The organism is Ruegeria sp. I3, assembly GCF_056532525.1.
This window is the reverse complement of the sequence record NZ_JBQFNI010000006.1, coordinates 113,058-135,261: the sequence shown is the minus strand read 5'-3', so window position 1 is coordinate 135,261 and position 22,204 is coordinate 113,058. Positions and strand designations below refer to the sequence as shown.

The following is a 22,204-nucleotide window of genomic DNA, read 5'->3' as shown; positions in this document are numbered from 1 at the left end:
GCCTGTATGGCTGCCTCATTTCTCTTTGGCTGATTTCATCGTCGTCACGAAAATGGCCGTGACAATCAATACCGCGCCAACAATCGAAAGCGGTGTGATCGTTGCGCCCAGAAACAGTGCCGAGTTGACAAAGGTAAACACAACCGAGGCGGCGAATAGCAACGTCGCCGTCAATGTCGACACGCGGGCGGCGGCCTCGTACCAAAGATAATAGGCAAGCGCGGTGGGTAAAACGCCCAGAAGGATCAAGAAGATCACGTCGTTTGCGGTCGGCATCTGAATAGAAAAAGCCGCCAGTGGCACCAGCAAAACGCCCGAACACAAAAAGATGCCAAACAGGAAGTTCAACCTTTCGGCAGTGGTCTCCGATGACTGCATCGCGCGGCTGCTGGAAATCAGGAACACCGCCCAGCTAAGTCCCGCCCCGATTTCCATCAGATCGCCCAGCAGGGGTTCTCCCCCGCCTTGAAAATCCCGATAGACGGTCAGAAACACACCGAGGATCGCCAGCAGGGTTGCCAATACATCAGTCCGGCCAACGGTGGTATCCGCGAAGAAATACAGGAATATCAACACAAAAAACGGCGCGGTATTCTCAAGCACCATCGCATTAGCAGCACCTGTATGTTCCAAACCTATGTGGAACAGGATATAGTTCACCACCGTCGACAACACCGCCAGCCGGAAGTTCCAATCCCTGTACTGGATTGAAACCCGTGCGCCCATCACCCGCAGCATGCAGTAAATCGCAAACGCAGCGATGAACAGGCGTGATACGGCAATCTGCAACCCGCCGAGATCACTGGTCAGGTACCGCACGATAACGCTGTGCGTGCCCCATAAAAACGCGGCTAGGAACCCAAGAACCAACCCGTTTTGCAGTACTGATCTCTGCGGCTGATCCTTCACCGGGTGCTCCTCGCGTTATTTCAACTGACTGTCTTTCGAACCCCGCCGATTGATCCCGCCGCGAGATTTGAAGCTGCTGTCACGCTCTTGCTGGCAATCCAGGCACAGCTTTACGCCGGGCAGAGCAAGGCGGCGTTTTTCGGGGATCGGTTCTTCGCATTCAGCACAATGTGTCAGGCTTTCGCCCACAGGTCGCTTTTGCGCCTGCATCCGCGCCAGTTCATCTGAAATCGACGCTTCGATCTGTTCACTCACCGCGCCATCGCGCGCCCAGCCGCCCGCCATTTAGCCCTCCTGATCCGGTCGGGACAGGATACGCGAGACACCACAGGGGTGGCAAGCTAGAGCGAAACGGCGGCGTCAAAGACCTGATCGATAACCTCTTGTGTGCCCCTCACGAATTCCAATGAACAGGGATATTCAACCCCTTCGCGAACCGATCGGCAGAACGCTTCGACCTGCAATTGATAGTGGTTGTCCGCAGGAAACCGGGGCACCAGAACTTCAAGGCCCGGTCGGTGCAGTTCAACTCGCGCCTCGCCGAACACACGGGCATTGAACGGAGCGGTTAGACGGATCATGCCACCTTCTCCGTGAAACACCATTTCCTGATGTGGATGCATGCGTGTAGAGACGTAGGCGGAATAGGTAAATTCGGGAAACTGCGCGCGTATTTCGGTGAAAACATCCACGTCATTTTCCCACCGGATCGCACCGCTGACCGAGACCGGCTCTTGCCCAGTCGCAAACCGAGCGCTGCCGATAACATACACCCCGATGTCACGCAGCCCGCCCCCACCGGTTTCCGCACGGTTGCGGATGTTGCCCGTGTCCGCCCGGTTGTCATAGCTGAACGCCCCGGTGACATGGACCAGCCGGCCGATCGCTCCGTCCGCGATCAGTTTACGGGTCAGATGCCACTGAGGGTGATGTACGATCATATATGCTTCGGCAGCCAGCAAACCCGTCTGGTCCCTCTTTGCGATCAGCGCGTCAAACTCATCGGCCCGCATGGTCATCGGCTTTTCGCACAGCACATGCTTGCCCGCATCCAGCGCCTTCAGGCTCCATTCGACATGAAGATGGTTTGGCAGCGGGATGTACACCGCCTCAATCTCAGGATCGGCTAGCAATGCCTCATAGCTGTTGTAGACATTCAGATCAGGGCAATATCTGGCAAAGGGCTCGGCCTTGGCCGGATCCGAGGTCGCCAACCCCGCCAGCCGCGCGCCCTCTGCCGCATGGATGGCGGGCGCCATGTGTTGTCGTGCGAATCTGGCTGCACCCAGAACACCCCAATTGACCGGTTTATGCATGCGCGCCCCCTAAAAATTGATGTAACCCGCCCAGGGCGAGCTCAATGTAATTCAGTTCCTGATCTGTCTATCAACCACCTGCCAATAAGTCAGTCCTTTCTCTATCTATTTGAAAATCATACGCCTCGGTAATTTTTTGATGAGATTAAAAAATCCCGATAACCTTATACTTTATATCGATAATCTAAAATCGATCGGCGTCAAACCTGCCCTCGCAAATCAGTTTTGTTGATCCAGTCTGTTACTGCCGCCGTAGCTCAAACATCGACTGAATCATGCTCGGATGGCGCTCTGGCAACATCCGGAGCAACGGCAAACAGGGTGGGAGGCTTACTGAAATGCCAGCAACACATACGATTACAGGAACAGTGCTAAAAAGCGGTGATCCCGGAACGTTCGACAGCGACAATCAGGATTTCGACATTCTCCGCGAAGCGGTGATTGCAGCCGGGCTGGCGGAAACGCTGGACAATCCTGAGGCAGAACTGACCGTCTTTGCCCCAAATGACGCTGCCTTTATTACTCTGGCACAAACGCTTGGGTATAAAGGGGATGACGAGGCTGGAGCATTGGGCCACATCATCAAGGCGCTCACCCTGCTTGGCGGCGGAGACCCTATCCCTTTGCTAACCAACATTTTGAAGTATCACGTGGTCGATGGTGAGTTCGACAGCACCACAGTGGTCGGTCTAGGCGACGGGGCTGAAATCCAAACTCTGCTTGGGTCGTCAGTCGAACTGAACCTTGAAAGCGATCCTCCCAGCCTGGGCGATGCCGATCCGGGCATCGACGATCCCGGCTTGATCGCGTTCGACGTGGATGCGTCAAACGGTATCATTCACGTACTTGACGGCGTACTTCTACCCGTCTCGGTGTCGGGCATTCTGGGCAAAAAGAACACGGACTTTATCCTGGGTGACAGCAGCGATGAATTCATCTTTACCGGACGCGGCAAAGACTTTGTTCACGGTGATGGTGGCAATGACGTGATCAACACCGGCTCGGGCAATGATGTGGCGCTTGGCGGTGCCGGGAACGACATAATCTTCGGGGGGCGCGGAAAGGATATTCTGCGTGGCGATGAAGGCCATGACAAAATCTTCGGAGGTCGTGGGAAAGACATCATCGACGGCGGCGAAGGCAATGACAAACTCTTTGGTGGGCGCGGTAAGGACACGTTTGTGTTCGATGAAGGCGACGGTCACGACTGGATTGTCGATTTCCGCGTCGGCAAGGACAAGATCGACCTGTCCGAATACGATGGCATCACCAGCTTTGAGGACATCGAAGACGATATCGACGGAAAGCTCTTCGGGACCAAGATCGAGTTGGACGACGGAGACAGCATCTATCTATCAGGCATCTGGGCAAGCCACCTGTCCGAGTCCGATTTCATTTTCGCATAACTAAAAAAATCAGCCCGCTCATATGGCGGGCTGATATCAGCCTGGGGTCAGTTTGAACCCAGCATACCTTTTTCGCGCGCAAGCTCTCGCATCTTCTTTTGCAGCTTCTCGAACGCGCGCACTTCGATCTGACGAATACGTTCACGGCTGACATTGTACTGCGTGCTCAGCTCTTCTAGCGTAACAGCCTGGTCCATCAGACGGCGCTGAGTCAGGATGTCTTTCTCGCGATCGTTCAGAACATCCAGCGCAGCAGCGAGCAATTCGCGCCGGGCTTCCAATTCATCGCGCGCCTCGTAGTCACCAGCCTGATCGGCATCTTCATCTTCCAGCCAATCCTGCCACTGCATGGTGCCTTCGCCTTCGGACCCCACGGTCGCGTTCAGCGAAGCATCGCCACCGGACATCCGACGGTTCATGCTGATCACTTCTTCCTCGGTCACTCCGAGGTCTTCTGCAATCTTGGCCACGTTTTCAGGACGCAGATCACCTTCTTCCAGCGCGCCAATGCGTGCCTTTGCTTTACGCAGGTTGAAGAACAGCTTTTTCTGCGCCGATGTTGTACCCAGTTTCACCATCGACCACGACCGAAGGACGTATTCCTGGATCGAAGCGCGGATCCACCACATGGCATAGGTCGCCAGCCGGAAGCCTTTTTCGGGGTCAAATTTCTTGACCGCCTGCATCAGGCCCACATTGGCTTCGGAAATCACCTCGGCCTGCGGCAAGCCATAGCCGCGATATCCCATGGCGATCTTGGCCGCCAAGCGCAGATGAGACGTGACCATTTTATGCGCGGCCTCGGTATCCTGTTCCTCGACCCAGCGCTTGGCCAGCATATATTCTTCCTCTGGCTCCAGCAGAGGAAACTTGCGAATCTCCTGCATATAGCGGTTCAGCCCACCCTCGGGTGTCGGCGCTGGAAGATTTGAGTAATTTGCCATTTATTTCTGCCCCTTGGACAAATGTTTAAGCCCTTAACATGGGATATGGGTACCAGACCCGATACATTCAAGAGGATCTGTTAACAGTCTGAGATTAACCCTATGTAAAGGAAAGCTGAAAAGGCCTTTTTCACAAGCCTTTGCAGTTTATTTCAGTGGTTTTCTGAGATTTTCCAGCAGGTCCGCCATATCCTGCGGCAGCGGTGCTTCAAAACGTAATGCCTGGCCCGAAACCGGGTGTTCGAAGCCTAACACTGCTGCGTGCAGAGCTTGGCGGGGGAAAGCCTGCACCGCCTCGGCGGCCTCAGGCGTGAATGACCGCGCAGCCAGTTTGCGCTTTCCGCCGTAAACCGGGTCTCCGACAAGCCCGTGGCCGGCATGGGCCATATGGACACGGATTTGATGCGTTCGGCCCGTCTCAAGCCAGCATTCGATCAGAGAGAGGCTGCCCGGCGTTCCAAAAACCTCGACAATCCGTGCGCGCGTTACCGCATGGCGCCCACCGTGAAACAGCACAGCCTGCTTTTGTCGATCGGTCTTGTGCCGTGCCAGCTGTGTCGTCAGACGCATGATGTTGCCCGGCTCAAAGCTAACACCCTTGATCCCACGCAACCGAGGGTCATTGGCATCCGGCACACCATAGCAGATAGCGCGATAGTAGCGCTCGACGCTATGCGCCTCGAACTGGGCAGCCAGCCCGTGATGCGCCGCATCCGATTTCGCCACAACCAGCAACCCGCTGGTTTCCTTGTCGATCCGGTGCACGATGCCCGGGCGCTTGACGCCCCCAACACCCGAGAGATCATCCCCGCAATGATGCAGCAGCGCATTGACTAGCGTACCATTCGGCGAGCCCGGCGCCGGATGCACGACCATCCCTGCTGGTTTGTTGATCACGATCAGATCGTCGTCCTCATAGACGACTTCAAGTGGGATATCCTCAGCGCCGATATGACTATCTTCGGCTTCGGCCACGGTGATCCCAATCTGCGCGCCTTCGGTTATCTTAGCTTTGGGGTCTTCTACGGCGACGCCATCAACGGTGACGGCACCCTCATTGATCAGTCGGGCCAGCCGGGTGCGCGACAGGTTCTCTTCCGCTGGCACATCCCGCGCAAGCGCCTTATCAAGGCGGGGCGGCGGAGCGGCCGCGATATGAAACTCTATCAGGCGGGTGCCCATGACTGTCCCTTCCGAACCTCAGGAACCGCAGGAAACACCGCAGCTTCGACTGCTGCGGCGGATGGTCATGCTGTTGACCGCGGTAATGATTGGCGGGGTTCTAGTGACATTCGCCCTGATTGTCATCCGCCTATCGGACCGCACTCCGAAGCTGCCCGACCAGATCGAACTTCCGGACGGCGCAAAAGCGCAAGCGTTGACCATCGGCAACAACTGGTATGCGGTCGTGACCGAGGACAATCGGATTCTGATCTTCGACAAGACGACCGGAAACCTGCGCCAAGAGGTTACGCTGAACTAGTTTACGCCTGACCCGAAAGTCGATTCAGTTGATTGGTAAACCGCTTGTGGGGCGGATACAGGTCGCGCGCTTTCTCAAGATAGGGGCTTGCCTTGTTCTTGTTCCCGCGCCGCATGTGTATCTGGCCCGCCATGCCCTGAATAACGACGGTCACGTCATCAAGATCGGCAGCTTTCAGAATAAGCTTCTCGCCCTGCCCGATCTTGCCCGTCCGCTCAAACAAGCGACCCATGGCGAACATGAGAAACGGGCTTTCCGGGTCACAAGCTAGCGCCTCTGACATCGCTCGATGCGCAGCTACGGTATCGCCTTCTGCTTCGTAAAGTTCGGACAGCCGCTTTTGGTACAAGGCACTTTCCGGCACTTCAGCTACGATCTGGCGGGTTTTATCAATGGCGTGGGCCCCCGACAATTCCCCCAGATGCCTCTGTAGTATCACCCTCGCGCCCAACAATCGCGGGTCGTCTGCTGGTACGTCGTGAATCTCATCGAGTGAGGTAGAAAGCGCTTCCAATCTTTGTTGGTGATCAAAGATACGACTTGCGCGTTGATCCAGCGCCAACTCGGCCCAATCCAAGAGTATGAAATCGAAGTTGCAAGGACGCCTGACGACAACCTTACGCTGAACCAGATACAGGTTATTGAACGGTGCAAACCGGCGTTGCCGAACGACCTTCTGCAACGACCAATCCACAGGCGGCATTAGCCTAAGCGCAAGTTGGGCGCGGTAGAGCATTCTGGACCCCAGCACCACAACATCCGGCCGTAAGGGTTTGGACCAGAACGCTTTAGCAAAGTGCAGCGTCGCCGCACCGCGCTTGCCCTGCATGCCAAGAACAGCGCCGCGCAACGCGCACAAAACAGTATAGTCTTCGGGCCAGAGATGCGGGTTCTGCAATCCCTCTTTGGCATGTGCCTCGCTTTCCTGCCACTTCGACAGGTAAAAACAGTTCAGGGATTGCAGAAGTGGCATAAAGGCGTTGTCGGCCCCGGCGTCCAGAATAGGTTTCGCATTATCATACGCCTCTTCGCAGCGATCCTGCGCTGACAGATGTTGCACCGCCTTTGAATAGATATGCGCCGCCTCTGAGGGATTCAGAAAGGCCGATGGCCCCTTCGCAACCCGTTCGATGAACCGCGCATTGGCCGCCTGCATCTCATCCTTGGACAATACATCGCGGAACACTTTACGCTGCTGCCCCGAAATCCGGGCTGCAGCCATTGAAAAGCCAGATATGTGTGGCGCGATCACCTGATCCGCCCGTGACATCGCAAAAAGCTCCAGAAAGTCCCGCTGCGTCCGGGTCAGAGCCGACAGATCAGCGATATCCGACATCTGCATGAGCTCCGGAAACCGTTGCTTGAAACGGTCTATCACCTCTGGCTGATCCGAAAACATGATCACCGTCTGGCCTTTGGATTTCTCCAGATGGGCCTCGTAAAACTCGTCAGGTTCGATCTTGGCGGGCCAGATTGAATGCTTCCATGGTAATCCGTTCAGGATTTCTCCGCGCCGAATGTGGTAAGCCGAAACCCCCTGCCCCGAGAGCTTCTGATCCGCGCGATACATGATCTGACGAACCTCATCCACAAATCCTACGCTATGTATGAAATCGCGATAGCGGGGACGGATGGTTTCGATCTCTTCCCACGGGAAGGCCAATATCTCGCTCGCTTCTTCGACCAGAACCGAACGGCCAGACGCCAAATGGTCGATCAGCCGCTCGGGCGATGGATCGTTCTGGAAGGCCCAAATTGGCAGAGCGGTCGCGCTTATCGCGTCGAACTCTGCCTGATCAAGGAAATGCGCATCCATCCAGTCTTTGGTGAATAACTCCTCGGGATGATCCAACTCCGGCGCATCGGCGCCTTGCGGGAACCAGTTCACCCGGTAGTCTGTCCCAAAGTCTTCGGCCAGACGGATACAGGTCAGGATCATCAGCAGGCGCGCGCCCAAACAATCCGTACGCTGACCAATGAAAACGCCACGCGTTTGGATCATTGCGCGATCCGGGTGGTCAATGCCCTGCCAACTATTCCAATTATCTGATACATACAGACATTCCCAAACCACGTTCGCCTAAGGTCTTACACAACCGCTACAGTTGAGGCGAGATGCGAAAAACGCGGTGTTTTGCAATTTGTTGCAATGCGAGGTTAAGCAACCGCCGGACGGGCCTGCGACAAGTCCGGAGAAATGCGAATGGCCTGCGATATCAAGTTCAGGCGCGCGATTGAGCGCTGGGAAATGATATCCGCCGGAATGCGTGTGGCCGCTGCCAAGGCGTCCGTCAGTGAAACGCCGACATCCGTTGTCAACACGCGCAGCGCGGTGGTCAGGTTCAGATCGGCCCCGGCCAGGGTTCCATCCGGTAAGGTCAGCCTGCTGTTTTCACGTTGGATGACACGCCCTTCCAGCTTGAATTCCTGCAGATCCGTTCCAGCAACGGCCATCGCGTCGCTCACCAGAAACAGATGCCCCGGCCCCTGTTTAGCTGCAAAGGCGGCGCGCATCGTCTGCGGGTGAACATGGATTGCATCCGCTATCAATCCGGCAGACATCGCACCGCTGGACAAGACTGCGCCAACCAGCCCCGGTTCGCGGTTGCCCAACTGACTCATCGCGTTAAACAAATGGGTGGCGCAGTGCGCGCCCGCCTGTGCGTAAGCCACGCAGGTTTGAAACTCGGCATCACTGTGCCCCAACGACACGATGACCCCCGCCTTGCTGAGCGTTTCGACCTGAGCAATCGTGACACTTTCCGGCGCAAGCGTGACCATCAATGCAGGCAACGCCCCTGCCGCTTCTATCAGCTGTGCAAGATCAGCGTCCTGCATCCGGCGGATCAGCCCGCCGTCATGCGCGCCCTTGCGTCGCACCGAGAGATGCGGCCCCTCAAGATGCAAGCCGACAATCCCCTGAACTCCGCGCTGAATGGCAAGAGAAGCAGCAGAAATGGCAGCCGTTGTCTTTTCGGGCGTGTCCGTGATTAGCGTCGGAAGGATCGACGTCGCGCCAAGCTTGCGATGAGCCGCCGCAATACGCTGTAATGTCTCGACCGATGGATCGTCGTTGAACATGACGCCTCCGCCGCCATTCACCTGCAAATCTACATAGCCGGGGCTTAAAATATCGCCCGACAGATCCTGAACCATCTCATCCGAAGGCAACTCGGCTTCGGGCAAAATACTGTCGAGCAGCCCGCCGACGAAACGGGCGGCGTGGCCGTCCTTCAGGGTTTTGCCATCAAAGATAAGCCCGCCCGCGAAGGTGATCGTCGCATCGGTCATACCGTCTCCGTCACTTTCCGCAGGTGACGCGGTGCATCGGGATTGATGCCCCGGCGCGTGGCCACAGTTTCGACCATACCGTAGAACGAAGCGATTGAGGCTACCGGATCTGTCATCCAGTGCGTGGTGCGGACATGTGGTAGCCTCACGGCATCAGACACCTGATTGGTCGTTGCGAAGACTTTTGCGCCCTTGGCTGCGAGCGCATCGGCGACTTCGGCGATGTTGGCCTCAGCCGCGTCTCCGGACGAGAACGCAATCACCGGAAAGCCCTGATCCACGATCGAAACCGGGCCATGCAGAACTTCGGCCGAGGAATAGCTTTCCGCATGAATCTGGCAGGTTTCCTTGAATTTCAGCGCCGCCTCATTCGAAATTGCCCAGGACATCCCACGTCCCAAAGTGAACAGGGATTGGCCATCGACTGCCTCGACCACCGCGCTCCAATCGCAGGTGATCGCCCGCGATAAATCTTCCGGCAATTTGTGAATTGCAGCCAGCAAGGTATCGTCGCCCTTGACCTCGGCCAGCAACCAAAGCCCGGCGACCAGAGAGGTTACGAAGGTCTTGGTGGCAGCCACGCTAAGCTCGGGGCCTGCAAGGATGGGCAGAGCCGAGGTGGCGTTCTGGGCCAGTGCAGACGTGGTATCGTTCGTGATCGCCACCGAATACGCGCCGCCTTCTGTCAGGGACTTCGTCAGCTGTACGATGTCGGGGCTTTGACCCGATTGGGATACCGAAATACACAGCGCACCGGGGCATCGCATATCGACCCCGTAGATCGATTTCACGCTCGGCCCAACCGAGGCCATGGGCAGGCCCAGCAGCAGTTCCGAAGCGTATTTCAGATAGCTGCAGGCATGGTCCGACGAACCTCGCGCAACCGAAATCAGGAAGCCGGGATCGTGCGCGCGGATCGCGCTTGCGGTCTTTGTAATCGCCGTGGCACCATCAGTGAGAAGCCGATCAACGGCAAAAGGTATCTCATTGATTTCCTGCCGCATTTGAGTTGTTTCGCTGGACATGTGCCCTGCCTTTCAGGTTGACAGACGCAGCTCTGCCACGAAATCGTAGGCATCGCCGTGATAGATGGATCGGGTAAGTTCAGCAACGCGCCCGCTTTCTAGGTATGAGGTCCGCTGAATGCGCAGCCCTGCCGTACCTTCGGCAACGTCCAGCAAACCGGCCTCGGTCGCTTCGAGATTGATGGCTGAGATTTTCTGGATCGCGCGCACCGGACGATTGCCCGAGTGTTCGAGGAACGCATAGAGCGATCCGGTAACCTCGGTCGGGTTGGGTAGGATATCCAGCGGCAACGCCGCGCGTTCCAGCGCCATTGGCCGCCCACCAGCCGCGCGCAGTCGATGAATGCGCGCGACCTGATCGCTGGCCGACAGACCCAGCGCCAGCATCTCATCAGGCGACGGCAGGAATATACCGCGCTCCAACCAGGTTGAAGTCGTTTCAAAACCGCGCCTCTCCATGTCTTCGGTAAACGAGGTCAAATGCGACAGCGACTGCTCAACCCGCGCAACCGCTTGACGCACGAATGATCCCGAGCCTTGCCGCTGTTCAATCGCGCCTTTGCGCACAAGTTCCTGAATCGCCTTGCGGACCGTCACCCGCGACAGGTCCGTCAGTTCGGCAATCTCGCGCTCGGGCGGGAGTGAACTGTTCGGGGCCAGAATACCCTCTTCAATCCCCTGCTCCAGCCGCTGCCGCAGCTGTACGTATCGGGGACCGGCGGTCTGACCCAGCCAACCCTCGGGCCGCAGGAAGTCAGCAACGCTCATGTCGGGTCTCCTTTTGAAAGGCGTGCGCCAACGCGATGGCACCGGTCAACGGATCGCCCAGCGGGTCGGCCAATTCCTGTTGCATTGGCGCAGGCAGAAATTCCGCATATTGCGGGCCGATGCCGCCGGTCAGGCAGATCGAAAGGCCGGGCATCCAGCCCATCGCCAACATCTGATCTGTCAGATATTGTGCACTATCCTCCATGATCGACAGCGCAAGCGCATCTCCTTGCTTTGCGTGTTGCGTGACAACAGGCGCCAGCGCTCCGAACTCGGTAGGCGACATCTTGGAGGCGGTCCTGACAATCCCAGCAGCGCCATCAAAACGCGACAACAGGCTGTCCGCCAATTCAGACGCAGGCTTCAGAGCGTCCACAAAGTCAAGCGTAAAGGCCAAAGCCCGCCGCCCAACCCATTGCGCCGAGGCCTGATCCCCGAGAACAGGTCCCCAGCCCCCGGCAAATGACCTGCGATCCCCATTCTGGACCGCCAGAAAAGAACCCGTTCCGCAATGCGCTACGAAACCGTCTTTCGAACCCAACGCACCACGTAATGCGGCGGGCCTGTCATCTTCAATCAGAACATGGTCAAATGGCAGCTTTTCTGCCAGCCGATCAGCCAGCGCGCCCCCCGTGATACCGGCCAGCCCCAAGTAGGCTGGCGCACGAGCGATTTGAGTTGCCTCTAGTCCGGCACGTCGGGCCAAAGCAGCAATTCCGTGCATCAACTCAGCGCAGGCTGCGTCAAAATCGGTTGATACATTTGCCGCACCAACCTCGACACACTGAACCGCAGAGCCGTCTGAAACAGCAAGACGGCAGCGTGTTCCACCGCCATCAGCGGCCAGCACAATGGTATCAGAAGGGCGACTCATGGAGATACCTTTATAATACCTATTTCTAATTTTGAAGACCAAATTACGCAATAATGCAGTAATAGTCGTCTAAATCTTGAAAATAGTGGGCGAAAAATAAAATGGTAGACTAATGGTATCTAAAAGGTATGATATTCAAAATCTCGGGGGAGAATCACGTGACCAAGCCAGTTACCGAACAGCTACATCAAGACGCGATCGGACTTGACGCCCGACCGCTGACTGAAGTGGCCGAGCTGCTGGCCCGCTCGCAAGCCGACGCTGCCGCTGCCCCGCTTTCCTCGCTGCCCACCCTCTGCGCAGGCGCAAAAGCTATGGCGCAATCCATCCGATCGGGCGGGGTTTTGCGCTATTTGGCGGCAGGCTCTTCAGGCTTGATGGCCGCCTCGGATGCGCTGGAACTGGGGGGAACTTTTTCGATACCAGCCCGCCAGATTCGCATCAACATGGCAGGTGGATTGCCCTCAGGGGTAGAGATGCCGGGAGATGTCGAAGATGCCACCGACAGCCTTGCCCGAGACCTGGTCGATCTTTCTGCCAAAGACACCTTGATCACCGTCTCGGCCAGCGGAACCACACCGTACACAACCGCAGCAGCGCGGATCGCGCGGGACAGAGGCGCCACAGTTATCGGCATTGCCAATAACGGGGGCACCGAACTGTTGCAGCTTTCTGACCATCCAATCCTGCTTTCCACACCACCTGAACTGATCTCGGGCTCTACCCGCATGGGCGCTGGTACAGCGCAGAAAATAGCACTGAACATGCTTTCGACGCTGATGGCGATGGAGCTGGGGCATATTCAGGACGGCATGATGATCAATTTGCGTGCTGACAATGACAAGCTACGCGCCCGAGCCAACGGGATCGTCTGTCAGTTGACCGGCGTTTCCTCCGCTCAGGCTACAAAGGCGTTGACTGCGGCAGAGGGCAACCTCAAATGCGCGGCCCTTTTGGCTGTAGGCGCAGGGTCCCTGGACGCGGCGCAAGCAATGCTAAGCAACACCGACGATCACCTCCGCCCTGCGCTGGAGCGGATGAAACAAAACCAAGAAACCATCAACCTGGGAGATATCAAATGACACGCAAAGTTCTGAGCCTTGCCTTGATGAGCACGGCGCTGGTCACAAGCGCCTATGCGCAAGAGGCCACTTTGACCATCGAAAGTTGGCGAAACGACGATCTGGCGTTGTGGCAGGAAAAGATCATTCCGGCGTTCGAGGCCGAGAATCCCGGCATCAAAGTGATCTTCTCGCCCTCAGCACCGGCAGAATACAACGCTGTCTTGAACTCGAAGCTCGAGGCCGGTTCGGCTGGCGATCTGATTACCTGCCGTCCGTTTGATGCCTCGCTTGCGCTATACGAGTCGGGGCACCTGACCGATCTGTCTGATCTTGAGGCCATGGGAAACTTCTCGGACGTGGCCAAATCTGCGTGGCAAACCGATGACGGTTCGGCCAGTTTCTGCGTCCCGATGGCGTCAGTGATTCACGGCTTCATCTACAACAAAGATGCGTTCAATGAGTTGGGCATCGAAGTTCCAACTACCGAAGCTGAGTTCTTTGCCGCCCTCGATAAGATCAAGGAAGACGGTACCTATATCCCGATGGCGATGGGCACCAATGACCAGTGGGAAGCCGCAACGATGGGCTATAACAATATCGGCCCGAACTACTGGAAAGGTGAAGAAGGCCGTCAGGCGCTGATCAAGGGCGAGCAGAAGCTGACCGACCCCCAGTGGGTCGCCCCGTATGCGACACTGGCCAAGTGGGCCGACTATCTCGGCGACGGGTATGAAGCGCAAACCTATCCCGACAGCCAGAACCTGTTCACGCTGGGTCGTGCAGCGGTCTATCCAGCAGGCAGCTGGGAAATCTCAGGCTTCAACACGCAGGCCGATTTCGAAATGGGCGCCTTTAAGCCACCGGTCCAGAACGCGGGCGATACCTGCTATATTTCGGACCACACCGATATCGGCATAGGCATGAACGCGGCGAGCGAAAACCAAGAAGCTGCGCGCACCTTCCTGGCTTGGGTCGCAAGCCCGGAATTCGCCAGCATCTTCGGTAACGCCCTACCTGGTTTCTTCCCGCTGTCCAGCACTCCGGTCGAGCTGGAAGATCCACTGGCCAAGGAAATCGTCGGTTGGCGGGATGAGTGCGAAAGCACAATCCGCTCGACCTACCAAATCCTGTCGCGCGGCACACCGAACCTCGAAAACGAGACTTGGGGTGCATCCGTTGCAGCCATCAAGGGTGCCGAGACACCCGAAGCACTGGGTCAGCAACTGCAAGACGGTCTGGCCAGCTGGTACGCACCGCATCAGTAACAACTAAGCCACTCACACCGGACGCGGCTACCGCGTCGCGTCCGGACCTTTTTCCCCGGAGATTCCCATGCAGACCCGCCGCATACGCTGGCACATTGCCGTTTTCCTCGCCCCTGCGGTGATGGTCTACACGGCAGTGATGATCTTCCCCTTGTTCAACACACTGCGCCTCGCGCTGTTCACCGAGGTTGATCAGACACGTATCTACGTGGGCTTGCAGAATTTCCGCACCCTGTTCTTCGATCCGATCTGGTCCGAGCAATTCTGGAACGCTTTGGGCAACAACTTCTGGTTCTTCCTGATCCACATGCTGGTTCAGAACCCCATCGGCATCGCTTTGGCCGCGCTTCTGTCGCATCCACGCTTGCGGTTTGCCGCGCTCTATCGGTCCGCGATCTTCATTCCGACCATTCTGAGCTTTGTGATCGTCGGTTTCGCGTGGAAGCTGATATTGTCCCCGCTTTGGGGCATCGCACCTTCAATGCTGGACGCCATTGGTCTGAAGTCGCTGTTTGCACCATGGCTGGGCAAGGAAGAATACGCGCTGACAACACTGGCACTTGTCTCGGTCTGGCAATTCGTCGGCATCCCGATGATGTTGATCTACGCCGCCCTGCTGTCGATCCCTGAAGAGATCCTTGAAGCCGGAGAAATAGACGGCATCACCGGTGCTTCGGCGTTCTGGAAGATCAAGCTGCCTTTGATCATTCCCTCGATTGGCATCATCTCGATCCTGACATTCGTCGGCAATTTCAACGCGTTCGACCTGATCTACGTCTCGCAAGGTGCGCTGGCAGGGCCGGATTTCTCAACCGATATCCTAGGCACCTTCATGTACCGCACCTTCTTTGGCTTCCAACTGCAACTGGGCGACCCGCATATGGGCTCCGCTATCGCAGGCGCCATGTTCGCGATCATCCTTGTGGGTGTCTGCATCTACCTCTTCGGCATCCAGACCCGGATGCGCCGGTATCAGCTGTGAGGGTGAACGCATGAACAAAGCACGCCATAACCCGCTGAACACGGCTGCCATGCACGGGGCGCTGATCCTCTATACCCTGATCGCCCTGTTCCCGGTCTTCGTGATCATCATCAACAGCTTCAAAACCCGACGCTCGATCTTCCGCGAGCCGCTCGCCATGCCCGATGCCGAAAGCTTTTCTCTCATCGGTTACCAGACGGTTATGAAACAAGGGGATTTCTTTCTTTATTTCCAAAACTCGCTGATCGTGACCGTGGTGTCGCTGGCCTTCGTTCTGCTGTTCGGCGCCATGGCCGCCTTTGCCCTGAGCGAATACAAATTCAAGGGCAACACTCTGATGGGCCTCTATCTGGCGCTTGGGATTATGATCCCGATCCGCATCGGCACCGTGGCGATACTTGAGATGATGGTGGCAACCGGTTTGGTGAACACCCTTTGGGCCCTGATCCTAGTCTATACCGCGCAAGGTCTGCCGCTGGCGGTGTTCATCCTGTCTGAATTCATGCGGCAAGTCTCGGACGATCTGAAGAACGCAGGCCGCGTCGATGGGCTGTCCGAATACACCATATTCTTCCGATTGGTCCTACCGCTGGTCCGCCCCGCCATGGCGACCGTGGCCGTGTTCAACATGATCCCCATCTGGAACGACCTCTGGTTCCCGCTGATCCTTGCCCCGGCCGAGGAAACCAAAACACTGACGCTGGGCAGCCAGGTCTTTATCGGCCAATTCGTCACCGACTGGAACGCGGTTCTGTCGGCGCTCAGCATGGCGATCCTGCCGGTGCTGGTGCTCTATGTCATCTTCTCGCGCCAACTGATCCGCGGCATCACTTCAGGAGCTGTCAAATGACCAAAGTTCTGATCGCTGGCCTCGGCAATATGGGGCTGAGCCACGCTTTGGCCCACCACAACCACCCGGACGCTGAAGTCGTGGGGCTGGTGAACCGGTCTGGCCGCGTGGATCATCCTGGCCTGACAGGCTATCCAGCCTATTCTGAGTTTCACACCGCTCTGGCCGAGACCAAGCCCGATCTGGTGGTCGTGGCGACCTACTCCGACAGCCACGCCGATTTCGCCTGCGCGGCGATGGAGGCCGGGGCGCATGTATTTGTCGAAAAGCCGCTAGCGACCACTGTGGCAGATGCCAAACGAGTCGTCGCGAAAGCCATTGAAACCAAACGCAAACTGGTCATCGGCTACATCCTGCGCCATCACCCTTCATGGATGCGCCTTATTTCCGAGGCGCGCGACCTTGGCGGGCCTTACGTCTTCCGACTGAATCTCAACCAACAAAGCAGCGGGGCCGAGTGGGAAACACACAAAGCTCTGATGCAGACCACCTCGCCCATCGTCGATTGCGGTGTGCATTATGTCGACGTGATGTGTCAGATCACTGACTCCGACCCCGTGCGAGTCCACGGCATGGGCCTGCGCCTAAGCGATGAGATCGCCGAAGACATGTACAACTACGGCCAGTTTCAGGTGGTCTTCGAGGATGGCTCGGTCGGCTGGTATGAGGCCGGTTGGGGCCCGATGATGTCCGAAACCGCGTTCTTCGTGAAAGACATCGTGTCGCCCAACGGCTCGGTCTCGATCACCGATGGAAACAAGGGCGCATCCGCCGATATCGACGGACACACCAAGGTTGGCGGCCTTCTGGTCCATCGCCCCGATGGCGACCAGACAATCGACATGCCCGATGAGCCCGGCCATCAGCAGCTCTGCGATGCCGAACAAGCCTATATGCTGCGCGCCATCGCCGAGGACATCGACCTGACCCGCCATATGAACGACGCCGTGCAATCGCTGGCCATCTGTCTAGCTGCCGATGAAAGCATCCGCACTGGCCAACCCATTTCGCTGAAAGAGGCACGCACATGACCGCCCTGACGCTGACAAACGTGAACAAGTCCTTCGGCACTGTCGAGGTACTGAAAGATATTAACATCGAAGTCGAAGACGGAGAATTCGTCGTCTTCGTCGGCCCCTCCGGCTGCGGCAAGTCCACCCTGCTACGCGTGATCGCGGGGCTGGAGGACGTGACCTCAGGCGAAGTGCGCATTGGTGGAGAGCTAATGAACCTCACCCCACCCTCCAAACGCGGCATCGCCATGGTGTTCCAAAGCTACGCGCTCTATCCCCACCTGAATGTGCGCAAGAACATGTCGCTGGCACTGAAACAGGAAGGACAGAGCAAGCAGGTCATCGAAGAACGCGTCGCCAAGGCCAGCAAGATGCTGAACCTTGAGCCCTATATCGACCGTTACCCCTCAGAACTGTCAGGCGGCCAGCGCCAACGCGTCGCGATCGGCCGCGCCATTGTACGCGAACCCAAACTGTTCTTGTTCGACGAGCCCTTGTCCAATTTGGACGCCGCCCTGCGTATGAATACGCGACTGGAAATCGCCAACCTGCATCAGCAGCTCGATGCATCGATGATCTACGTCACTCACGACCAGACCGAGGCGATGACACTCGCTGACAAGATCGTCGTCCTGCGCGACGGGCGCGTTGAACAGGTTGGCAGCCCGATGGAGCTATATAATAACCCCGCCAACCAGTTCGTCGCGGGTTTCCTTGGCGCTCCGTCGATGAATTTCTTCCCCGCCAGCGTAATCGGCGACAGCGCGGACACAACATTGGGCATCCGCCCAGAGGACTTGTACTTATCCGACGAAGGCCCCCTGACCGCAAACGTGACCCATGTTGAGCATCTGGGCGGAGACACAAACGTGATCGCGATGATGCAAGATCACCAGATCACCGCGCGCCTGTTCGGCCAGCATCAGGTCAACGCTGGTGAATCCGTCCATTTCGGCTACGCTCATGATCGAACCTATCGCTTCAACCAACAGGGCGCCCGTCTCACCTGACAATTTCGGGTAAAGATCTCAGGATGTTGGTGCGGTCGAGAAGACTCGAACTTCCACGGGTGTTACCCCACAGCGACCTCAACGCTGCGCGTCTACCAATTCCGCCACGACCGCACTGCCAATGACTTGGTAGAGGGGCGTATAGACGCTGAGCCGCGCGATGTGAAGAGGCAAAAACACAGCCGATTGAAATCACGTGCTTTAGCCATATCTAACCGCGATACAATGCAATCTGGAGCAGCCATGCCCTCGCCCGATCCCCGCCCTACAGTGCAGATTGATGTCGTCTCGGATGTGGTCTGTCCGTGGTGTATTGTCGGCTTTCGTCAACTCGATGCCGCACTGAAGCAAGAGAATGTGCTGGCCCGATTGCGCTGGCATCCGTTCGAACTGAACCCCAACATGGGGCCAGAGGGACAGAATCTGAGGGAGCATATTGCCAAGAAATATGGCTCGACGCCCGAACAAAGCCAGCAGGCGCGCGAGCGGTTGACTGCGTTGGGTACTGAACTTGGGTTCACCTTCAATTTCACTGATGACAGCAGAATCGTGAACACCTTTGCCGCGCATCAACTGCTTGACTGGGCGGAAACACAGGGGCGTCAGCATCCGCTGAAACTGACCCTGTTCGAAACCTATTTCACCAAGCAACAGGATGTCTCTGACGTCGAAGTGTTGATGGGCGCGGTCGAGGCGGCCGGACTCGACCCGGAGGCGGCGCGAACCGCACTTGAATCAGGTGCGCATGCCCAACCGGTGCGTGAAAAACAAGATTTCTGGACCAGCCGAGGCATCTCGGGCGTGCCTTCGATGGTGTTTGGAGGGAAATATCTGCTGACCGGCGCACAGGGCACGGACACTTATGCGCAGGTCCTGCAACGCTGCCTGGCCGAGGCCGCCTGACCCCTTCCCCCTGCCCCGCAGACGGTCTAAGGAATGAGCATGGAATGGAAGACTACCGACGGGCTAATCGACTACGACGAGGCCACTGCCTTCATGGAGGCGCGCGTTGCCGCGATTGCAGCGGGTGAGGCGGACGAATGCATTTGGCTGTTGGAACACCCGCCGCTTTATACCGCTGGGACTTCTGCCAAGCGAGAAGATCTGACCGATCCGGATCGCTTTCCGGTCTATGAAAGCAAGCGCGGTGGACAGTACACCTATCACGGCCCCGGTCAGCGCGTTGTTTACGTCATGCTTGATGTGGGCAAACGCGGTCATGATGTGCGCCGCTTTGTGCAGCAGCTTGAGGCATGGGTGATTGCGGCTTTGGCCGAGTTCAATGTCACCGGTGAGATCCGCGACGGCCGCGTGGGCGTCTGGGTGCAACGGCAAGACAAGCCGCTGACGATCACCGGCCAGCCAGCCGAGGACAAGATCGCGGCCATCGGCATCCGCCTGCGGAAATGGATCAGCTTTCACGGCATCTCAATCAATGTCGAGCCGGACCTGTCACATTTCACCGGTATCGTGCCCTGCGGAATTCAGGAACACGGGGTGACCTCACTGGTCGATCTTGGGTTGCCGGTGACCATGGATGACGTCGATGTTGCGCTAAAAAAGACCTTTGATGAGGTCTTCGCCACCGAAGGCGCCTAGTTTATAGGTGATTCCACGTATTCGGACAGATCTGGCCAGAATACGCAAAAGACAATGCTAGTATTTGGGGCACTCTGTTTCGAAAATCATTCAGAAAATTCCTTTGAATGGTCTCAATTCGCCTCAAATTCAGGGATTCTTCACATCCTCTCCTTACAAACGCCATCTGACCACATAGTATGTAATGACCGTTCATGAGTGAGTGGTGTGTTAACCGGTGATCTCAGGGCTGCCCTGCGAAATCCGTGAAAGTGTTTGGTTACGAGTCTGCCGTTCCGACCCCATATCGGAACGGCAATTCTCGTTTTAGGCCCCTAAATCTGTTGATGCCCAAATCGGGTTGATCCGACGCAAGCGTGCCCGCTGGCTTCGATTTCAAGCGTAACATGACCAAGCCCAAACTTGTTCTGCAGAACCTGCTTGACCATCACCCGGATATCCTCGGCACTATCTTGTGCGTCGGGTTTGATGACCAGATGCGCCGACAGCGCGGGCTCACGCTCCTGCATGCTCCACAGATGGATGTGGTGAACTCCTGCCACGCCCGATACGCCTTCAATGGCTGTGGCGACCTCTTCCGGATCCAATTCTGTTGGCGCGCCCAACATCAGAACGCGTATGGTTTCACCGATCTCGGATTTGACGTGCCAAAGGATGTAAAGTGAGATCATGATGGTGACCGCTGGGTCGACCCAAGTCCAGTTGAAGACAATTACAGCGGTACCTGCGACAATCACGGCGACGGACCCCAATGCATCGGCCACATTGTGCAGGAATGCCGCACGAATATTCATGCTGTCCTTGGACATGGAATAGGTCAGCATAGCGGTGACAAGGTCGACGACCAATGCGATCCCAGCGATCCAGACAACGATCCAGCCATTAACCGGCTCGGGCTCGACAAACCGCATTACGCCTTCGTACAGCAGGTAGACTGACAGAACGATCAGCGTTGTGTAGTTAACCAGCGCCGCTACAACCTCGGCCCGGCCATACCCGAAACTCATACGCGCGTTTGCGGGTCGACGAGCGATCTTGCGGGCAAAGAATGCGATGACCAGCGCAATCGCATCTGATAGGTTGTGCAAGGCGTCCGCAATCAAGGCGAGCGACCCTGAAATAACCCCGCCCACAATCTGTGCCAGCGTCAAGAACATATTGACCGCGATGGCCCAGGCAACGCGCGCATCGCCGGCCTGCGGATCAACATGCGCGTGGCTGTGCCCTTTGTGGGAATGCTGATGAGCCATTTTAGTGTGTCCTATTTTCTGAATCACCATGCTACATAATTCCTCTAGTGACTAGAGGTTCAAGGGGGTGTTTTCGAAAATGAATGCAATCGGGGCTCCATCATTTCGCACTGGATTCAAAGCACCTACGATCCGGTTCTGGACTTCTACCGCCGTTCGAACCTATTGCGGGTAATCGGCGCCGCTATGACGAAACCGCGCTGCGGCGGTTGCAATGCGTACGTCATGGCCAAGATCTGGCCACCCGCTGGCCTAATTAGAGGCTTTGCTCACACTCGAAAGTGCAAATGGAAAAACTTGAACCGGGCTAATGAAATCGCCGGACAGCAACCTGATGATTTACGGGTCCGGATCGCACGCATGAAATGAATGGAACAAGACTGATCCGTATTCCTCAGGTCTGCGACGGGCAGCGCGATTACGCAAGTGTCGTGCTCCATGCGTTTGGTGATCACGTCGCCTGCGACAGCTCGCTTCGAAGGTGGATCAGGTCATTGCCGCGCGGATCTTGTCGGCGTGTTGAGCAATCAGGTCAAAATCGCCCATTTTACCGGGTGGGCGTATCGAGACGCCCTCGTGGCGCGGCAATACATGCACATGCAGGTGAAATACCTCTTGCCCGCCTGCGGCCTCATTGAATTGTTGAACGGTGACGCCATCTGCGCCAAACGCTTCTTTCACAGCGTGAGCCATCTTCTGTACCGTCGCCATCACCGCTGCCAGTTGCTCGGGCGTTGCATCCAGCATGTTGCGACAGGGGGTTTTGGGGATCACCAACAAATGCCCGTCCGCCCGGGGCATGATATCCATCAGCGCGACGGTGTCGTCGTCTTCATACACACGGTTTGACGGGATTTCTCCGCGCAGGATCTTGGCAAAGACATTTTCGGGATCATAAGCGGTCATTACAGGCCTCCGGTGTTGGATTTACCCGTTGTTCTGAGCCGCCGCTTGATGCGGGTCAAGCGGGTTTCCCCGTCACCACTTGTAATCGCGGACTGAATCCCCAAATCCCTCGCATCCGAGGTCAGATTATCGCGCAGCACAGTCTGCCCGCGACAATTAATCTTGATCCAGATCAAACTCGACCATTGAAGGTCGCCCCTTCGCAATCTAAAACCAGCAGGAATCCCGCGCGTTGGAGAGGTCCGACTG

General features: G+C 57.0%; 22 protein-coding genes and 1 tRNA gene. 10 read left to right on the top strand and 13 right to left on the bottom strand.

Annotated features, from left to right (window positions below; all coding sequences use genetic code 11):
* Positions 1 to 15 precede the first annotated feature (15 nt).
* Genes ACR0L9_RS16245 through ACR0L9_RS16235 form a run of 3 tightly spaced genes read right to left on the bottom strand, consistent with a single transcriptional unit; the run spans position 16 to position 2,225 of the window.
* Complete coding sequence (locus tag ACR0L9_RS16245) at positions 16 to 909, bottom strand: DMT family transporter (protein ID WP_170393415.1); 894 nt, start codon at positions 907 to 909, stop codon at positions 16 to 18.
* 15 nt (positions 910 to 924) lie between these two features.
* Positions 925 to 1,194 carry a DksA/TraR family C4-type zinc finger protein gene (locus ACR0L9_RS16240; RefSeq protein ID WP_170393417.1) on the bottom strand — a complete coding sequence of 90 codons (270 nt, stop codon included), beginning with the start codon at positions 1,192 to 1,194 and terminating at the stop codon, positions 925 to 927.
* A gap of 56 nt (positions 1,195 to 1,250) precedes the next feature.
* On the bottom strand, positions 1,251 to 2,225 hold the full coding sequence (locus tag ACR0L9_RS16235; protein WP_170510509.1) for a Gfo/Idh/MocA family protein: 975 nt from the start codon (positions 2,223 to 2,225) through the stop codon (positions 1,251 to 1,253).
* A 338-nt stretch (positions 2,226 to 2,563) separates the two neighbouring features.
* On the opposite strand from ACR0L9_RS16235, the gene ACR0L9_RS16230 reads away from it, so the two are divergent.
* Positions 2,564 to 3,631, top strand: a complete 1,068-nt coding sequence (locus tag ACR0L9_RS16230; RefSeq protein ID WP_170563206.1) for a fasciclin domain-containing protein — start codon at positions 2,564 to 2,566, stop codon at positions 3,629 to 3,631.
* Positions 3,632 to 3,678: 47 nt separating this feature from the next.
* Here the strand turns inward: ACR0L9_RS16230 and rpoH are convergent, their stop codons facing one another.
* Both rpoH and ACR0L9_RS16220 read right to left on the bottom strand, forming a co-directional pair.
* On the bottom strand, positions 3,679 to 4,575 hold the full coding sequence (rpoH, locus tag ACR0L9_RS16225; protein ID WP_170393423.1) for an RNA polymerase sigma factor RpoH: 897 nt from the start codon (positions 4,573 to 4,575) through the stop codon (positions 3,679 to 3,681).
* Positions 4,576 to 4,722: 147 nt separating this feature from the next.
* Complete coding sequence (locus ACR0L9_RS16220; protein ID WP_480896108.1) at positions 4,723 to 5,757, bottom strand: RluA family pseudouridine synthase; 1,035 nt, start codon at positions 5,755 to 5,757, stop codon at positions 4,723 to 4,725.
* Between ACR0L9_RS16220 and ACR0L9_RS16215 the strand changes: the two genes are divergently transcribed.
* The gene (locus ACR0L9_RS16215) at positions 5,756 to 6,058 is read left to right on the top strand and encodes a DUF6476 family protein (protein ID WP_170421127.1); all 303 of its coding nucleotides are present in this window, start codon (positions 5,756 to 5,758) and stop codon (positions 6,056 to 6,058) included. The two genes, ACR0L9_RS16220 and ACR0L9_RS16215, sit on opposite strands and share 2 nt — an antisense overlap.
* Position 6,059: 1 nt before the next feature.
* Here ACR0L9_RS16215 and ACR0L9_RS16210 read toward each other — a convergent pair whose 3' ends face one another.
* The 5 genes from ACR0L9_RS16210 to ACR0L9_RS16190 all read right to left on the bottom strand — a co-directional run bounded on the left by ACR0L9_RS16210 (position 6,060) and on the right by ACR0L9_RS16190 (position 12,016).
* Positions 6,060 to 8,060: a tetratricopeptide repeat protein gene (locus ACR0L9_RS16210; RefSeq protein ID WP_480896107.1), complete on the bottom strand. Its 2,001-nt coding sequence runs from the start codon at positions 8,058 to 8,060 to the stop codon at positions 6,060 to 6,062.
* A 155-nt stretch (positions 8,061 to 8,215) separates the two neighbouring features.
* Positions 8,216 to 9,349, bottom strand: coding sequence for an N-acetylglucosamine-6-phosphate deacetylase (gene nagA / locus ACR0L9_RS16205; protein WP_480896105.1), 1,134 nt, complete (start codon positions 9,347 to 9,349; stop codon positions 8,216 to 8,218).
* Positions 9,346 to 10,374 (bottom strand): SIS domain-containing protein, encoded by a 1,029-nt coding sequence (locus tag ACR0L9_RS16200; RefSeq protein ID WP_170421120.1) that lies wholly within the window; start codon positions 10,372 to 10,374, stop codon positions 9,346 to 9,348. The genes nagA and ACR0L9_RS16200 overlap by 4 nt, the downstream gene beginning before the upstream one ends.
* A 12-nt stretch (positions 10,375 to 10,386) precedes the next feature.
* Positions 10,387 to 11,142: a GntR family transcriptional regulator gene (locus tag ACR0L9_RS16195; protein WP_170393434.1), complete on the bottom strand. Its 756-nt coding sequence runs from the start codon at positions 11,140 to 11,142 to the stop codon at positions 10,387 to 10,389.
* Entirely contained in the window at positions 11,129 to 12,016 is an 888-nt protein-coding gene (locus tag ACR0L9_RS16190) for a glucosamine kinase nucleotide-binding domain-containing protein (protein ID WP_480896104.1), read from the bottom strand. Before ACR0L9_RS16190 ends, ACR0L9_RS16195 begins: the two co-directional genes overlap by 14 nt.
* Positions 12,017 to 12,174: 158 nt before the next feature.
* Between ACR0L9_RS16190 and ACR0L9_RS16185 the strand changes: the two genes are divergently transcribed.
* From ACR0L9_RS16185 to ACR0L9_RS16160, 6 genes are all read left to right on the top strand, one after another.
* Complete coding sequence (locus tag ACR0L9_RS16185) at positions 12,175 to 13,098, top strand: N-acetylmuramic acid 6-phosphate etherase (RefSeq protein ID WP_480896103.1); 924 nt, start codon at positions 12,175 to 12,177, stop codon at positions 13,096 to 13,098.
* The gene (locus ACR0L9_RS16180; protein WP_170393441.1) at positions 13,095 to 14,345 is read left to right on the top strand and encodes an ABC transporter substrate-binding protein; all 1,251 of its coding nucleotides are present in this window, start codon (positions 13,095 to 13,097) and stop codon (positions 14,343 to 14,345) included. The genes ACR0L9_RS16185 and ACR0L9_RS16180 overlap by 4 nt, the downstream gene beginning before the upstream one ends.
* Positions 14,346 to 14,412: 67 nt before the next feature.
* Positions 14,413 to 15,327 (top strand): carbohydrate ABC transporter permease, encoded by a 915-nt coding sequence (locus tag ACR0L9_RS16175; RefSeq protein WP_170610190.1) that lies wholly within the window; start codon positions 14,413 to 14,415, stop codon positions 15,325 to 15,327.
* 10 nt (positions 15,328 to 15,337) lie between these two features.
* Positions 15,338 to 16,177 carry a carbohydrate ABC transporter permease gene (locus ACR0L9_RS16170; RefSeq protein ID WP_170421113.1) on the top strand — a complete coding sequence of 280 codons (840 nt, stop codon included), beginning with the start codon at positions 15,338 to 15,340 and terminating at the stop codon, positions 16,175 to 16,177.
* A complete protein-coding gene (locus ACR0L9_RS16165) occupies positions 16,174 to 17,208 on the top strand; it encodes a Gfo/Idh/MocA family protein (RefSeq protein WP_480896101.1) in 1,035 nt (344 codons plus the stop codon). Before ACR0L9_RS16170 ends, ACR0L9_RS16165 begins: the two co-directional genes overlap by 4 nt.
* Complete coding sequence (locus ACR0L9_RS16160) at positions 17,205 to 18,200, top strand: ABC transporter ATP-binding protein (RefSeq protein WP_480866750.1); 996 nt, start codon at positions 17,205 to 17,207, stop codon at positions 18,198 to 18,200. The genes ACR0L9_RS16165 and ACR0L9_RS16160 overlap by 4 nt, the downstream gene beginning before the upstream one ends.
* 27 nt (positions 18,201 to 18,227) lie before the next feature.
* Here the strand turns inward: ACR0L9_RS16160 and ACR0L9_RS16155 are convergent.
* A tRNA-Leu gene (locus tag ACR0L9_RS16155) sits at positions 18,228 to 18,314 on the bottom strand.
* Between the two features lie 129 nt (positions 18,315 to 18,443).
* Here ACR0L9_RS16155 and ACR0L9_RS16150 point away from each other — a divergent pair.
* Both ACR0L9_RS16150 and lipB read left to right on the top strand, forming a co-directional pair.
* Positions 18,444 to 19,103 (top strand): DsbA family oxidoreductase, encoded by a 660-nt coding sequence (locus ACR0L9_RS16150; RefSeq protein WP_480896100.1) that lies wholly within the window; start codon positions 18,444 to 18,446, stop codon positions 19,101 to 19,103.
* A 39-nt stretch (positions 19,104 to 19,142) separates the two neighbouring features.
* On the top strand, positions 19,143 to 19,799 hold the full coding sequence (gene lipB, locus ACR0L9_RS16145) for a lipoyl(octanoyl) transferase LipB (RefSeq protein WP_170393453.1): 657 nt from the start codon (positions 19,143 to 19,145) through the stop codon (positions 19,797 to 19,799).
* Between the two features lie 314 nt (positions 19,800 to 20,113).
* Here lipB and ACR0L9_RS16140 read toward each other — a convergent pair whose 3' ends face one another.
* Both ACR0L9_RS16140 and ACR0L9_RS16135 read right to left on the bottom strand, forming a co-directional pair.
* A complete protein-coding gene (locus tag ACR0L9_RS16140) occupies positions 20,114 to 21,049 on the bottom strand; it encodes a cation diffusion facilitator family transporter (protein ID WP_170393456.1) in 936 nt (311 codons plus the stop codon).
* Between the two features lie 486 nt (positions 21,050 to 21,535).
* Positions 21,536 to 21,955: an HIT family protein gene (locus ACR0L9_RS16135; RefSeq protein ID WP_480896098.1), complete on the bottom strand. Its 420-nt coding sequence runs from the start codon at positions 21,953 to 21,955 to the stop codon at positions 21,536 to 21,538.
* Between the last annotated feature and the right edge of the window lie 249 nt (positions 21,956 to 22,204).

Bases quoted from the DNA above. Each gene is read 5' to 3' on its own strand.
- ACR0L9_RS16240 (WP_170393417.1), bottom strand. From the start codon at position 1,194: ATGGCGGGCGGCTGGGCGCGCGATGGCGCGGTGAGTGAACAGATCGAA.
- ACR0L9_RS16235 (WP_170510509.1), bottom strand. From the start codon at position 2,225: ATGCATAAACCGGTCAATTGGGGTGTTCTGGGTGCAGCCAGATTCGCA.
- ACR0L9_RS16230 (WP_170563206.1), top strand. From the start codon at position 2,564: ATGCCAGCAACACATACGATTACAGGAACAGTGCTAAAAAGCGGTGAT.
- rpoH (WP_170393423.1), bottom strand. From the start codon at position 4,575: ATGGCAAATTACTCAAATCTTCCAGCGCCGACACCCGAGGGTGGGCTG.
- ACR0L9_RS16215 (WP_170421127.1), top strand. From the start codon at position 5,756: ATGACTGTCCCTTCCGAACCTCAGGAACCGCAGGAAACACCGCAGCTT.
- ACR0L9_RS16220 (WP_480896108.1), bottom strand. From the start codon at position 5,757: ATGGGCACCCGCCTGATAGAGTTTCATATCGCGGCCGCTCCGCCGCCC.
- ACR0L9_RS16210 (WP_480896107.1), bottom strand. From the start codon at position 8,060: ATGATCCAAACGCGTGGCGTTTTCATTGGTCAGCGTACGGATTGTTTG.
- nagA (WP_480896105.1), bottom strand. From the start codon at position 9,349: ATGACCGATGCGACGATCACCTTCGCGGGCGGGCTTATCTTTGATGGC.
- ACR0L9_RS16200 (WP_170421120.1), bottom strand. From the start codon at position 10,374: ATGTCCAGCGAAACAACTCAAATGCGGCAGGAAATCAATGAGATACCT.
- ACR0L9_RS16195 (WP_170393434.1), bottom strand. From the start codon at position 11,142: ATGAGCGTTGCTGACTTCCTGCGGCCCGAGGGTTGGCTGGGTCAGACC.
- ACR0L9_RS16190 (WP_480896104.1), bottom strand. From the start codon at position 12,016: ATGAGTCGCCCTTCTGATACCATTGTGCTGGCCGCTGATGGCGGTGGA.
- ACR0L9_RS16180 (WP_170393441.1), top strand. From the start codon at position 13,095: ATGACACGCAAAGTTCTGAGCCTTGCCTTGATGAGCACGGCGCTGGTC.
- ACR0L9_RS16175 (WP_170610190.1), top strand. From the start codon at position 14,413: ATGCAGACCCGCCGCATACGCTGGCACATTGCCGTTTTCCTCGCCCCT.
- ACR0L9_RS16170 (WP_170421113.1), top strand. From the start codon at position 15,338: ATGAACAAAGCACGCCATAACCCGCTGAACACGGCTGCCATGCACGGG.
- ACR0L9_RS16165 (WP_480896101.1), top strand. From the start codon at position 16,174: ATGACCAAAGTTCTGATCGCTGGCCTCGGCAATATGGGGCTGAGCCAC.
- ACR0L9_RS16160 (WP_480866750.1), top strand. From the start codon at position 17,205: ATGACCGCCCTGACGCTGACAAACGTGAACAAGTCCTTCGGCACTGTC.
- ACR0L9_RS16150 (WP_480896100.1), top strand. From the start codon at position 18,444: ATGCCCTCGCCCGATCCCCGCCCTACAGTGCAGATTGATGTCGTCTCG.
- lipB (WP_170393453.1), top strand. From the start codon at position 19,143: ATGGAATGGAAGACTACCGACGGGCTAATCGACTACGACGAGGCCACT.
- ACR0L9_RS16140 (WP_170393456.1), bottom strand. From the start codon at position 21,049: ATGGCTCATCAGCATTCCCACAAAGGGCACAGCCACGCGCATGTTGAT.
- ACR0L9_RS16135 (WP_480896098.1), bottom strand. From the start codon at position 21,955: ATGACCGCTTATGATCCCGAAAATGTCTTTGCCAAGATCCTGCGCGGA.